10 protein-coding genes and 3 pseudogenes are annotated in these 13924 nt (G+C 46.7%); 11 read left to right on the top strand and 2 right to left on the bottom strand.

Annotation, left to right across the window (positions count from 1 at the left end; all coding sequences use genetic code 11):
• Nucleotides 1–222 precede the first annotated feature (222 nt).
• The 8 genes and pseudogenes from AC1S5B_RS11055 to AC1S5B_RS11090 all read left to right on the top strand — a co-directional run bounded on the left by AC1S5B_RS11055 (nucleotide 223) and on the right by AC1S5B_RS11090 (nucleotide 8192).
• Nucleotides 223–1146: an ELWxxDGT repeat protein gene (locus AC1S5B_RS11055; protein ID WP_482035732.1), complete on the top strand. Its 924-nt coding sequence runs from the start codon at nucleotides 223–225 to the stop codon at nucleotides 1144–1146.
• Nucleotides 1133–1668: pseudogene (locus AC1S5B_RS11060) on the top strand (IS1 family transposase); the annotation flags it as partial. The gene AC1S5B_RS11055 and the pseudogene AC1S5B_RS11060, both read left to right, overlap by 14 nt.
• Before the next feature lie 66 nt (nucleotides 1669–1734).
• A pseudogene (locus tag AC1S5B_RS11065) lies at nucleotides 1735–2127 on the top strand (transposase); the annotation flags it as partial.
• Between the two features lie 57 nt (nucleotides 2128–2184).
• Nucleotides 2185–2454: pseudogene (locus tag AC1S5B_RS11070) on the top strand (IS1-like element transposase); the annotation flags it as partial.
• A gap of 34 nt (nucleotides 2455–2488) precedes the next feature.
• A protein-coding gene (locus AC1S5B_RS11075) for an IS1 family transposase (protein ID WP_482035733.1) occupies nucleotides 2489–3180 on the top strand; the annotation gives its coding sequence in 2 pieces (ribosomal slippage) (nucleotides 2489–2810 and nucleotides 2810–3180; 693 coding nt in all).
• Nucleotides 3161–7378, top strand: coding sequence for an ELWxxDGT repeat protein (locus AC1S5B_RS11080; protein WP_482035734.1), 4218 nt, complete (start codon nucleotides 3161–3163; stop codon nucleotides 7376–7378). The genes AC1S5B_RS11075 and AC1S5B_RS11080 overlap by 20 nt, the downstream gene beginning before the upstream one ends.
• Before the next feature lie 240 nt (nucleotides 7379–7618).
• Complete coding sequence (locus tag AC1S5B_RS11085; RefSeq protein ID WP_482035735.1) at nucleotides 7619–7870, top strand: DUF433 domain-containing protein; 252 nt, start codon at nucleotides 7619–7621, stop codon at nucleotides 7868–7870.
• A 1-nt stretch (nucleotide 7871) separates the two neighbouring features.
• Complete coding sequence (locus AC1S5B_RS11090) at nucleotides 7872–8192, top strand: DUF5615 family PIN-like protein (protein ID WP_482035736.1); 321 nt, start codon at nucleotides 7872–7874, stop codon at nucleotides 8190–8192.
• Nucleotides 8193–8264: 72 nt separating this feature from the next.
• On the opposite strand, the gene AC1S5B_RS11095 is transcribed toward AC1S5B_RS11090, so the two are convergent.
• Nucleotides 8265–9071 carry an SDR family NAD(P)-dependent oxidoreductase gene (locus tag AC1S5B_RS11095; RefSeq protein WP_482035737.1) on the bottom strand — a complete coding sequence of 269 codons (807 nt, stop codon included), beginning with the start codon at nucleotides 9069–9071 and terminating at the stop codon, nucleotides 8265–8267.
• Nucleotides 9072–9869: 798 nt separating this feature from the next.
• On the opposite strand from AC1S5B_RS11095, the gene AC1S5B_RS11100 reads away from it, so the two are divergent.
• The 3 genes from AC1S5B_RS11100 to AC1S5B_RS11110 all read left to right on the top strand — a co-directional run bounded on the left by AC1S5B_RS11100 (nucleotide 9870) and on the right by AC1S5B_RS11110 (nucleotide 11833).
• Nucleotides 9870–10163: a hypothetical protein gene (locus AC1S5B_RS11100; protein WP_482035738.1), complete on the top strand. Its 294-nt coding sequence runs from the start codon at nucleotides 9870–9872 to the stop codon at nucleotides 10161–10163.
• A gap of 7 nt (nucleotides 10164–10170) precedes the next feature.
• A complete protein-coding gene (locus AC1S5B_RS11105) occupies nucleotides 10171–11133 on the top strand; it encodes an acetamidase/formamidase family protein (protein ID WP_482035739.1) in 963 nt (320 codons plus the stop codon).
• Between the two features lie 274 nt (nucleotides 11134–11407).
• Nucleotides 11408–11833, top strand: a complete 426-nt coding sequence (locus tag AC1S5B_RS11110; RefSeq protein WP_482035740.1) for a hypothetical protein — start codon at nucleotides 11408–11410, stop codon at nucleotides 11831–11833.
• 33 nt (nucleotides 11834–11866) lie between these two features.
• On the opposite strand, the gene AC1S5B_RS11115 is transcribed toward AC1S5B_RS11110, so the two are convergent.
• Entirely contained in the window at nucleotides 11867–13777 is a 1911-nt protein-coding gene (locus AC1S5B_RS11115; RefSeq protein WP_482035741.1) for an ATP-binding protein, read from the bottom strand.
• Nucleotides 13778–13924: the final 147 nt, after the last annotated feature.

Genomic DNA, 13924 nt, shown 5'->3' on the forward strand with positions numbered 1-13924 from the left:
GTCAACCGCAGTTTCGAGAGGCTGAATTGTGAAGACACTAACAAGATTAGCGACGGCTTTAACGAGATTTAAAAGTCGCCGTAGTATAAATTTATTTTGCGGTAAGTAAAAAACTGTCGAATCTGAGCTTGTTAGTCTCAAAACGTTGACTGCTTAAGAATGCGATCGCTGTAAATTGTCAATTGCTAAATGATCAATTAACTGTACTTAAGAGGTTTCATCGTGCCTGCATTACCTGAATTAGTCAAAGACATTAAGCCCGGTGTTGGTGATTCCAATCCTTTCCTCATCAGAGACCCCATTATCCTTCCTTCTATCTATAAAGACCCCATCGTTCTTGGCAGCAAGCTGGTTTTCGATGCATCTGACAGCATCAATGGGCGGGAATTATGGGTCACTGATGGTACCACTGATGGCACTCAACTACTTAAAGATATTTTTCCAGGCTCTAGCTCAGGTGCCTTCAGCGAGATTTTTCCAGATAACTTAACCGTCTTCGATGGCAAGCTGTTTTTCAGTGCTGATGATGGTATCAATGGAAATGAGCTATGGATTAGCGATGGAACCACTGATGGCACTCAACTGTTCAAAGATATCTATCCAGGCTTCACTTCGTCTTACCCAACTAACTTAACCGTCTTCGATGGCAAGTTATTTTTCAGTGCTAGAGACGGCTTGAATGGAACCGAACTATGGGTCAGCGATGGCACTGCTGCTGGCACTCAACTGTTCAAAAAAACTAAATTGAATGGCTTTCCAAACGTTAATCCTCCAACAGACTTAACCGTCGTCAATGGCAAGCTGTTTTTCAGCGCTGATGATGGAGTCAATGGGAGGGAACTATGGGTCAGCGATGGCACTGTTGCTGGCACTCAACTGCTTAAGAATATCAATCTGGGCGGAGGTTCCGACCCAAATACATTTATCGCCGTTGGTAGCAAACTATTTTTCAACGCCGATGACGGTATTACTGGGTCTGAAGTGTGGGTTTCCGATGGTACCGCTGATGGCACTCGACTGGTGAAAGATATTGTTCCGGGTAACACTCATTTCAGTCCATTAGGCAGAAACCCTACAGCTAGAGACAACTTACGGCGTTGCATAATAGTGGGATGGATTGAGGTCAATTTGAATGCAATGTCCTGAGTGCAAGTCTACGCATATTCGCAAGAACGGTCATCGCAGAGGTAAACAAAATCACATCTGTGTGGATTGTGGTCGCCAATTCATCGACGACTACATTGCTTTGCGAGGGTACAGCGATGCCGTCAAGCGGGAGTGCTTAAAAATGTATGTCAACGGCATGGGATTTCGCGCCATTGAGCGGGTCAAAGGAGTGCATCACACCACTGTGATCACTTGGGTTAGACAGGTGGGAGAACTGCTACCAGATGCCTACGACCCGCAGACCACTCCAGAGGTGGGAGAATTGGACGAACTCGAAACCTTTGTCCACTCAAAAAAAACAAGATCTGGCTGTGGACGGCGGTTGACCACTTCAAACCAGGGATTTTAGGTTGGGTGTTAGGCGACCACAGTGCCAAGACTTTTGCCCCGTTATGGACAATTGTGGAGACCTGGCAGTGTTATTTCTACATCACCGACGGTTGGTCGGTCTATCCCTGCTTTATTCCCGATGGCGACCAGATTGTCAGTAAGACTTATATCCCTCATTAGTCACTCTGAGTAGAAATTATCTAGAATAGGGTTAAGGTTATCCAGATTAAATGATCCATGCCTGCCTCTAGAACCGCTCGACCGACGATTCGCTTTGTAGATGAATACTGCCAACTGTATGAGGGATTATTCCCAGAAGTGCGAAGCTTTGAAGCCTTCAAACTGTTGCACTTGGGGATGGTTAGCGAGATTAAACGCAAATCCTTACCCGCCATTGCCAAAGCAGTGGGCTTAGACAATCAACAAAACTTGCATCACTTCCTGACCGAATCTCCTTGGCAGGTGCAGCAGCTACGCCAGAAACGACTGGAGTTAACCCTCAAGGTGCTGGGTGGTCGCTCATTGATATTACTGATTGATGAAACCGGAGATTGCAAGAAGGGAAAAAGCACTGATTACGTCAAACGGCAATACATTGGCAACGTCGGTAAAAAGGAAAATGGGGTAGTGGACTAGACCTGTGGAAATGAGAGAAACTAAAAAGGTCGTTTGCCTAAAGTTTCTGCCATGGTACTTGAACCCGTTGTTTGTCCAAGTTGTGGAAGTAGTGATGTCGTCAAGCATGGTCAATCGGGTGAAGGCAAGCAACGCTACAAATGTCGCAACTCCCAATGTTCTCGCTCTACTTTTATTCGCGACTATCGGTATCGTGGATACCTACCAGAGGTGAAACGGCAAATTGCAGATATGGCAGTCAACGGGAGTGGGATACGAGATACTGCGCGTGTTCTCAAGATTAGCCGCACGACGGTGATTGAAACATTAAAAAAAAGGCGTTGCATAATAGTGGGATGGATTGAGGTCAATTTGAATGCAATGTCCTGAGTGCAAGTCTACGCATATTCGCAAGAACGGTCATCGCAGAGGTAAACAAAATCACATCTGTGTGGATTGTGGTCGCCAATTCATCGACGACTACATTGCTTTGCGAGGGTACAGCGATGCCGTCAAGCGGGAGTGCTTAAAAATGTATGTCAACGGCATGGGATTTCGCGCCATTGAGCGGGTCAAAGGAGTGCATCACACCACTGTGATCACTTGGGTTAGACAGGTGGGAGAACTGCTACCAGATGCCTACGACCCGCAGACCACTCCAGAGGTGGGAGAATTGGACGAACTCGAAACCTTTGTCCACTCAAAAAAAACAAGATCTGGCTGTGGACGGCGGTTGACCACTTCAAACCAGGGATTTTAGGTTGGGTGTTAGGCGACCACAGTGCCAAGACTTTTGCCCCGTTATGGGCAATTGTGGAGACCTGGCAGTGTTATTTCTACATCACCGACGGTTGGTCGGTCTATCCCTGCTTTATTCCCGATGGCGACCAGATTGTCAGTAAGACTTATATGACACGAGTGGAAGGAGAAAACACCCGATTACGCAATTATTTAGCACGCCTGCATCGGAAGACCCTCTGTTATTCTAAATCCGTACCAATGCTGAAACATTCGATTCGTTTGTTACTGCATTACCTGATATTTGGAGATGTGCCCATCCCTACCTGATTCATCCCTATGTCAGCAACGCCACAACTACTTCGCTGTCTTCAACGACAGGCTGTTTTTCAGGATTGATGATGGCATCAATGGGGATGAACTATGGGTTACTGATGGCACCACTGATGGCACTAAACTGCTTAAAGATATTAATCCAGGTGTCAGTGGTTCTCAACCATACACCTTTGCCGTCTTCAACGAGAGACTATTTTTTAACGCCAGTGACAGAACTAATGGAAGGCAATTGTGGATCACTGATGGCACTACTGCTGGGACTCAACTGTTCAAGGATGTTGTACCGGGGCAAGGTCGCAATGGTTCCTATGCAGACGAATTTGCTGTCTTCGATGGCAAACTGTTTTTCAGTAATGGTGACGCGGATGAAGAACTATGGGTCACCGATGGCACTCATCCCACTCAACTGGTGGCAGATATTTTTCCGGGTGGCAGTTCCAATCCAATCGGCTTAACCGTCTTCGATGGCAAGCTTTTTTTCAGTGCCGATGACGGCATTAATGGGCGTGAACTGTGGAAGCTTGAGCCAGCAACACCTATACCAGTGCCACCCATAGTGGTACCTACACTTTTAGCGATCGCCGCTACCAACGCCGACAAGCCCGAAGGCAACAGCGGCACGACTCCTTTTACGTTTAACGTCACGCGATCGGGCAACACCAGCGCTGCCAGTTCCGTTCAGTATGCCGTTACAGGCAGTGGAGTGAGTCCAGCGAATGCAACTGACTTTGGCACGATATTGCCCACAGGCACGGTAAACTTTGCGGCTAACCAAACCACTGCAATTATTACTCTCAACGTCAAAGGGGATACAGCGATCGAATCCGATGAAGGCTTTACGGTGACTCTCAGGAATGCCACCAATGCCACCATCACCAACGGTATCGCGATGGGCATTATTCGTAATGACGATATTCTCCCTAGTTTAGGAATCGTCGCGACCAGTGCAAACAAACTTGAAGGCAATAGTGGCACGACTCCCTTTACCTTCACTGTTACGCGATCGGGCAACACCAGCGCTGCTAGTTCCGTTCAGTATGCTGTTACAGGCAGTGGAATCAATCCAGCCAATGCGAGTGATTTTGGCACCCTATTGCCCACAGGAATAGTGAACTTTGCTGCCAACCAAACCACCGCCCTGATCACTCTCAACATCAAAGGGGATACGGCGATCGAATCCGATGAAGGCTTCACGGTGACTCTCAGAAATGCCACCAATGCCACCATCACCAACGGTATCGCGATGGGCATTATTCGTAATGACGATATTCTCCCTAGTTTAGGAATCGTCGCGACCAGTGCAAACAAACTTGAAGGCAATAGTGGCACAACTCCCTTTACCTTCACTGTTACGCGATCGGGCAACACCAGCGCTGCTAGTTCCGTTCAGTATGCTGTTACAGGCAGTGGAATCAATCCAGCCAATGCGAGTGATTTTGGCACCCTATTGCCCACAGGAATAGTGAACTTTGCTGCCAACCAAACCACCGCCCTGATCACTCTCAACGTCAAAGGGGATACGGCGATCGAATCCGATGAAGGCTTCACGGTGACTCTCAGGAATGCCACCAATGCCACCATCACCAACGGTATCGCGACGGGCATTATTCGTAATGACGATATTCCCCCTAGTTTAAGAATCGCCCCTACCAGTGCTACCAGTGCTAACAAACTTGAAGGTAACAGCGGCAATACTCCCTTTACGTTCAATGTCACGCGATCGGGCAACATCAGCGCTGCCAGTTCTGTTCAATACTCGGTTACAGGCAGTGGGATCAATCCAGCCAATGCAACTGATTTTGGCACCCTATTACCCACAGGAATAGTGAATTTTGCTGCCAACCAAACCACTGCAATGATTACTCTAAACGTCAAAGGGGATACGGCGGTCGAACTCGACGAAGGCTTTACGGTGACTCTCAGAAATGCCACCAATGCCACCATCACCAACGGTATCGCGACGGGCATTATTCGTAATGACGATATTCCCCCTAGTTTAAGAATCGCCCCTATCAACGCCGATCGCACCGAAGGTAACAGCGGCACGACTCCCTTTACGTTTAACGTCACTCGGTCGGGCAACATCAGTGCTGCTAGTTCCGTTGAGTATTCCGTTACAGGCAGTGGGATCAATCCAGCGAATGCAACTGATTTTGGCACAATATTACCCACAGGAATAGTGAACTTTGCTGCCAACCAAACGATCTCAACGATTAGCCTTGATGTTACGGGTGATAGGGCGATCGAATCCGATGAAGGCTTTACGGTGACATTAGGAAACGCCACCAATGCCACTATCACCAATGCCGCTGCCACAGGCATCATCCGCAACGATGATGGAGCCATTGCATTGCCCGAATTGGTAAGAGACATCGTACCTGGATTTGGAAGTTCCTCTCCAGACAATCTTGCGGTCTTCGGTGACAAGCTGTTTTTCAGTGCCTTCACGAGTAGCTCTGGGCAGGAACTCTGGGTTTCCGATGGCACGGCGGCGGGAACTCAATTGGTCAAAGACATCAATCCGGGTAGTGTCACTTCGTTTACCGGTAGTTCCCGCCCACAGGACTTTTTTGTGTTCAACGGCAAGCTGTTTTTCACGGCGGATAATGGCAGCACTGGGCGAGAACTGTGGGTGACGGATGGCACAACTGCGGGGACTCAACTGGTCAAAGATATTGTTCCAGGCAGTGGTTCTTTGGGGGCATTTGACTCCAATCCATCAGACTTTACTGTTTTCAATGGGAGGCTGTTTTTCACGGCGAATGACGGCATCAATGGGCGGGAACTGTGGAGTACCGATGGCACGACTGCGGGAACTCAACTGTTCAAGGATATTTTTCCAGGCGCTCAAAGTTTTGCCCCAACGGGCATGACCGTCTTCAATGGCAAGCTAATTTTTGCCGCAGATGATAACGTCAGTAGGGCAGCAGTATGGAGTTCAGATGGCACGGCGGCGGGGACGCAAATCATAAAGAACATTTCCCTTCGACCTAGTTCTCGCCCAGGTAATTTCACCATTTTCGATAACAGACTGTTCTTCACTGCGGGCGATTTTGACCTTACTGGTGACGAACTGTGGGTGACGGATGGCACGACAGCAGGCACTCAATTGTTCAAGGATATTAATCCGGGAGGTTATGGTTCTACTCCACAAAATCTAACCGTCGTGAATGACAAGCTATTCTTCAGCGCCTTTAGCAGCACGAATGGACAAGAACTGTGGGTTTCGGATGGCACGGCGGCGGGAACTCAACTGGTCAAGGATATTTACCCATTCGTTTATCCATTCATTGGATCGTCCAATCCAGCAAACTTGACCGTCTTCAATGGCAAGGTATATTTCAGTGCCCAAGATGACACCAATGGGCGACAAGTCTGGTTTAGTGATGGTACGGAGGCAGGAACTCAACTCCTGAAAAATTTGACATCTGGTGATGCTGGTAGCGTTAATCCAATGGAGTTGACTGTTTTTGATGGCAAACTGTTCATTGGCAACGGGCGCAACGTGTGGGAGAGTGATGGCACGACAGCAGGGACTCAAGTACTTTCCGACATCTTCTTCGATGAATTTACTTCTAGTCCGCAAAACTTCACTGTCTTGGGTGATCAGTTGTTCTTCACGGGTACTAGCTTGACGAGGGGCAGCAGAGCCGGGGTTGGGAATGAGCTATGGAAGATTGATGCGACAACACCAAATGTCGCGATCGCCCCTATCAACGCCGATCGCGCTGAAGGTAACAGCGGCACGACTCCCTTTACGTTTAACGTCACGCGATCGGGTAACATCAGTGCTGCGAGTTCCGTTCAATACTCGGTTACAGGCAGTGGGACAAATCCGGCGAATGCGACTGATTTTGGCACTATATTGCCCACAGGAATAGTGAATTTTGCTGCCAACCAAACCACTGCAATGATTACTCTCAACGTCAAAGGAGATACGGCAATTGAATCCGATGAAGGCTTTACGGTGACTCTCAGGAATGCCACCAATGCCACTATCACCAACGGTGTCGCGACGGGCATCATTCGTAACAATGATCGATCGGTTTCCCAACTGTCAGTCGGTTCGAGTTTAACCCTCAACAACAACATTTTTGCCACCGGTGGCTCTATCAGCCAGACCAGTTTGCAAACGAGATCGATCGAAGCTGGTTTGCAAGGTGTTTCCCCGGCTGAGTTGTTGCGCCCATAAAGCTTTCAGAGAAGCAGATTCGGGTAGAATTCAGCATCCACTGAGAAGCCGTTTCGACAACCTGGTTGCCTTCTATCAGGTTGTCGCTTTCCATCAACATATCGCGATCGCTCATTGTGTACGGTTAGATTTAGCTTCCTCTAATGGCTTACAGTCAGGACTTTCATGACCTCAAGCTAATTTTGCATGCCGCATTTCATATTTGAATTATGGAGGGTGTTGCATGAAGATTGATAAACTATGGTAAGTACGCAGGTCAAAGGGCACAGATTAATGCTTAAAGACTTTCTAGTGATTAGCGCATCACCTGAAGTTATGGGCGGCACCCCAGTTTTTGCGGGTACTAGAGTTCCTGTAGAAACACTTTTGGACTATCTCAAAGCAGGAGAATCGATCGACGATTTTTTAGATGGATTTCCGACTGTAACCAAAGCGCAAGTGATTGCTTTACTAGAAGAGGCTGGGAAACAGCTTGTTGGCGCAGTTGTTTAGCATGAAACTCCTATTGGATGAGTGCATTGACCGGAAGTTTGCGAAAGAGTTTGCTGATTATGAGGTGAAAACAGTTCCCCAAATGGGATGGGCAGGGATAAAAAATGGTCAACTTCTGACCCTCGCTGAAGCAGAGTTTGATATTTTTATCACCGTTGATCGCAACTTATCATTTCAACAAAATTTGCCCCAGTTTGATATTGCAGTAATCGTTTTGCAAGCAGCCTCTAATCGCTTAGCTGATCTCAAGCCTTTGGTTCCAAATATTCTAGCCAGCTTAGCTACAGCCGCCCAAGGACAAGCTACATTGGTTAGTGTATAAAAACTAGGGTAGGGCGATCGCTCTACATCAACATGTTGATGTAGAGCGATCGCCCTTTGTATTGGTCAGAGTTTAACGAGAAGTGGCTGCGGCTTCTCGTAGGTCAGAGTAGGGTTTGGGTGCAGCCACACGCAGCACTTTTTCTATGATCCAAGGAGCAAGACGGTTTCCCCACACGGCTAGATGGCTCTGCCAGCCTACTAGAATCTCTGGAGAATCTCTGGCTAAGCCATCTACTAGGGCTTTGGCGACCTGTTGGGGAGTCATGGGAATTACCCAGCGAAACCACTGCAAATCCCGCACCATGTCGGTATCGGTCAAGGAAGGCAACAATGCAGTAACCTTGACATTGTGGTCTGCCAATTCACCCCGCAAGGCTTGAGTAAAGCCCAAAATGGCAAACTTGGTGGCAGAATAAGTTGCCATCGTCGGAGCCGCAACTTTGCCCATCAAGCTAGAGACATTGACGATCGCGCCCGCCCTCTGCTTCACCATGCGCCGTGCCACAAATCGAGTGATCGTGTACAGCCCCACTAAATTTGTCGATATCTCTTCCTGTACATCCGTTAAGCGAGACTGCAAGAAAGAGCTTTGGTGGGCAACTCCAGCACAGTTAACCAATAGATCAATCGGTCCATAGTTGCGCCATACTTGAGCGATCGCAATGTTGACATCAATTGGGTTTGTCAAATCCACAGTGATCGGCACCGCATCCACGCCATAGGCATTCACTTCAGCCGCCACCTCTACCAAGCGTTGATGATCTCGCGCTACGAGCAGGAGGCGTTGCACTCCATGGTTGGCGAACTCCAGGGCGATCGCTCGTCCAATGCCGCGAGAAGCTCCTGTAATCAAAGCCGTCTTGCCTTGTAAATGCATAATCAAACCTCCAAAATTGAGGTTTCACAATGGGTTGATCGCTAGTGTTAAAGCCGTTGCTAACAAGCATCAACATCAACCCACAGCGAAACAAAATAGGAATACAAAATGATTGCGAAGCGAAGTCTTAGGGAACTCTACAGATTGATTTCAGGGAACCTGTTATTGTGAGCTAGCCTAACCAGTGTGCTTAAAACAGGTGACACAACTACGAAAAAATTGTTCAGCAAACAGTACAAATCAAATCTATAAGCCAGATTCATAGGATCTGTACGATTGATTGTATACTCTCTTTCAACCGTTCTTAGACTAACGAATCGGTAAAGAGCAGTGAGTTGAGACGAGCATGGTGCGACACCTCCAAGAAGCAAATATGAGGTAACTGTTTATCAGAATGACCTTGCTTGCACACACTAACAAGGAGATCAAAAGGCTGCAACATTTCTTAGTCAAAAATTGATATTGTTACATTACTACATGTAAACTTCAGGTGATTTAGGGTCTAAAAAATGCACTATTTTTTGGATGACAGAGCAATGTCTCAGGCTGTTTGGCTTGATTTAAAGTTCCTAGTTGAACCGAAACACAATGAGAAATGATGCTAGTCCTCTGGAATGGTGACATTAGATTTTCTCAGCCTAAAAAGTAAATTTAAATACCAATTGTAAGGTTATTATTTATATGAATATTAGTTTTATGCGAATCAGTATTTTAAGTGTGTTAATTGCAACTCCTTATCTATTGGCTTGTAAATCACTTAAACAATCCACATCTCAAGTTTTATCCTCCGATCGGGTGATGAAAATTACTTTTGATCTTTCAAAAATTTCTGCGGCTGGCTTGGTGGGTTCAGTTGGTAACCAGCGATCGCTGAGCTATGAGTTTTGCATTCCAGCCGATGACAAACATCTATCAGAAGTTCGCACCATTGCTCCCTCCGTGCAAATATCGCGATCGCCGGGTCGAATTGGCTGCACTCAAGATCAATATCTGGTGATTGGCGATACTCATCAAGTGCGATGGCGCGACGTGTTGACGGCGATCGCTGGGTTGGATTACGTCCAGCACATCGACGAATTTTTTGGTGAATAAGCATTTTATGACCGAACATCAGCTACAAGCAACGTGCGAAACGGTACATTTGGGTGGATTTTCGGCGCAGCTAAAGCCTGCCTTAGTGGTGGAGTCGGGCGATCGCGTTCACGTCGAAACCTACTCTGGTTTTCATGTAGCAGCCAAAGCCCCGCCAGAATTTTTGACTCCTGAATTTCAAACCATATGCGATCAGTTGCCAGAGGATCGTCGCGTCGGAAATGGACCTCACCTGCTGACAGGACCGATTTTCATCCAGGGCGCAGAACCGGGTGGTGTGTTGGAAATTCGGCTGGAGGCGATCGCGCCCCGTCTGCCGATTGGGTTCAACGCCATTCGTCCTGGTTGGGGAGCATTGCCCCAGCGGTTCGCTCAAGCTGCCCTCCGTTTCATTCCGTTAGATTTGGAGCAAGGGATTGCTGAGTTCCCTCCTAACACAGGTATTCGGCTGCCGATTCAACCTTTTTTCGGCATTTTGGGTGTGGCGACTGAGGATGAGCGATCGTCCATTCCCCCCGGACTGTATGGCGGCAACATTGACAATCGCCAACTTCAGGCAGGATCGCGCTTATTTTTGCCGATCTTTGTGCCGGGAGCGCTGTTTTCTATGGGCGATGGTCATGCGGTGCAAGGCGATGGTGAAGTGGATGTAACGGCGATCGAAACCTCGATGAATGGCACTGTGCAACTAATCGTCCGCAAAGATTTGACATTAACCGCGCCGATCGCCGAGACTGCCACCGACTTTATCACCATGGGCTTTGGCAACACGCTTGATCTCGCGTTTGAAAATGCTCTCCAGCAAATGATTGAGTTCTTACAGCGCTTCATTGGCTTACCTGCGGAAGAAGCCTATGTGCTGTGCAGTTTGGCGGTTAATTTCCACATTACCCAAGTGGTGAACAGCCCCCAAAAAGGAGTCCATGGATTGTTGCCAAAGGCGATTTTGCCTGTTAAGCCGGGGTTATAGCCTTCGGCAATCCAGAGCCAAACCTTAAAACCGTATCGCAGCCCATTGCCGATCAAGCTAAAGGGTCTGCAATAGAGAGGCTATTGATTGCTGTTTTGACTGCTCAAAGTAACGCGATCGCTATAGGGATACTACTGGTGCCTCTGAATTTACAGCTTTTCTTCTGCTTGAAGTGATGGATGAGGGATATAAAGTCTTTGATAATTTAAGCATCTCGCCTATTCCCTGGGAATACTCATAAAAGTGCGGTGAGTTTCGTGGGTGTTGTTGGCACATGTGGCATTTGCTCAAAAACTTTTTTTATAGCCTGAGAACTTATCCCGATCTTAGCCCTGACCTACGGATGAGGCAGCGTGTGAATCGGATACTGAGCGATCGCCCCTGGCTTAATTCGGAAGATTGGCATCAAACGTTTTGGCAACCTCTTAACATTACGCAATCAGTTTCGCACTTTGTTTATCAGCACCTCCCCAACTATTCAGGATTAGACTGTGGCAGAATGCACCCCAACGATCGTCTACAAGACGATCTGCATCTCTCGTTAGTTTGCTGGTTTGATTGGCAAGAATCTTTACGACAAGACTTTTTTATCCAATTCGAGATTGATTTAAACGAAGACACTGACCTAGAAACACTGTCCACCGTTGAAGACTTTATGATTTTTCTTGATCGCCAACTTGCAACAATTAAACATTTTTAATGAAAAATTACAAAGTATTTAATTGTCAAATCTTTATAGAAGTGTTGTGATTTCTTTTAGATAAACTCGGCTAAAAGATTCGTCCTCGCCTAGAGAATATTGCTCAATCAATCCATTCTGATGAACTGAAACAGCAGCTTCCTGACGACTTACGACGATTGAGTCATCAAAAATATCACGGGATAACATCATCTCAGTGTTAGTAGGATTATCTAACACAACAATATTGCTACCGTAGTAAAACATGCCATCGCGATCAAGTATCTCTTCACAATACTCGACAATTAACAAATCAAGCTTAGGATTACGAAGTAGATTTTGAACATTGGCGTTGTAATCCGAATTCAAGTATTTCTCAGAGCGGTTAATAAACACCCCCCCTCGGCAAACACTGCCAATTGTCCAGTGGGGATGCTTGAGTAGAATATGATCAACAACTTCTTGAATTTCAGTTCTAGAAATCTGATTAAAGCTAATAGTTGGAATTCTGGCATCTTTTCCAGTTTCAAAAAAGCTTTTTAAGATATAAGCTGGCACATTAACACTTTCGCCGACAGCAGGCTTTAAATGCATGTTGATACCAGGAGCCGAATTGATTTCAATAATGCCGAAATTCCCTTCTCGCCAAGATTCTGAAAGATCGCAAGCAATCACATCAATTCCCAGGCAAGTAAGGCGGAAATATTGGGCAATATCTTGTGCCAAGATCACGTTGTCGGGATGAATTTGTCGAGTAGCATCAATGCTCAAACCACCTGCAGAAAGATTAGCGACCTTTCGTAAGAGAACTTTATGATCTTCTTCTAATACGCTATTGAGCGATAAGTTTTGATCCTGCAAATAGCGCTCCATAGCGGTATCGTATTTTATTTTGCCGAGTGGTGAAGTTGGAGTGTCAATTCGCGCCGCAGTGCGATTTTCTCGCTCAATCAATTCGCTGATCGCTGAAATCCCATCGCCAATTACAAATGCAGGACAGCGTTCGGTTGCCGCGACAAATTTGCCATTGACGCACAGTAAGCGGAAGTCTTTGCCCGCAATACTTTTCTCGACAATGATACGAATAGGTTGATCTTCGGGTATGGCTGCGATCGCATTATCAAAAGCTCGCTCTAATCTATCAAAGTCTTTCACATCTGCCGTTACACCAATGCCCTTATGTCCAACAACAGGCTTCACGGCAACGGGATATCCAATCTGATTCGTAACGGCTAACGCTTCACTGAGCGTATAGACAATGCTGCCTGTAGGAACCGGAAAACCCAGTGTATGAAGGAATTTCTTGCAATCATCTTTCCCTGTTGTAAAGTCAGAATCGATATGGCTATCGTGATCAAAGGTCGTAGCGATGCCTCTAACCTGCTTGCGCCCATAACCATACTGCATCAGCCTTTCGTCCCACAGGTAAAAGGCTGGAATGCTTAACTCATAAGCCGTTTTGAGTAAGGCATAGACGGTAGGACCTCCATAAACCGAGTCTCGAAAAATGTTTTGTAACAATTCAATTTGGTCATCCATCCGAAAGGGTTGATTGCGGGTGATCGCTTCAAACCAATCCCATACACAGTAGACGATCGCCCGACTGGTGCGCCGATGCAACGACTGTATAGCAATTCTGGTTCGCTGCTCGTAGGTTTGCAAACTCCAGTGCGTTAAATGTAGATCCATTTCAAGCTGATTGATTTCAGCGACAGTCCGTGCAAATAGATGAGCATAGGAGTCATAAGATTCAATGCCCAAGTGAGGGTAGCGATCGCTAACCGCAGCTTTATACATCTCTAGTGGAAGCGGCGAATTGTTTGTAACCAAAGCCACATCAAAGACAATTGCTGCTGTTTTCAAATATGGGTTTGAACCAATGTAGTGACAAATATTAAAAACATCAAACGCATCAGAGGCGCGCGCATTCACACGCGCCATTTCAATATTTTGATCCAGAACCATAATGCAATGCCATGTTTGTCCGGTACTTACACTAACGTTGTACAGGTAGATTTTCCTCTACCCTAAGGTGGGAATCTTTATCTGTCTTAATTCAAGTCACTACACCTCTGCCTAAAGAAATGGTTCTTTGGAAAAGGGGGAAATGAA

It is taken from the genome of Leptolyngbya sp. CALU 1928, assembly GCF_056784215.1.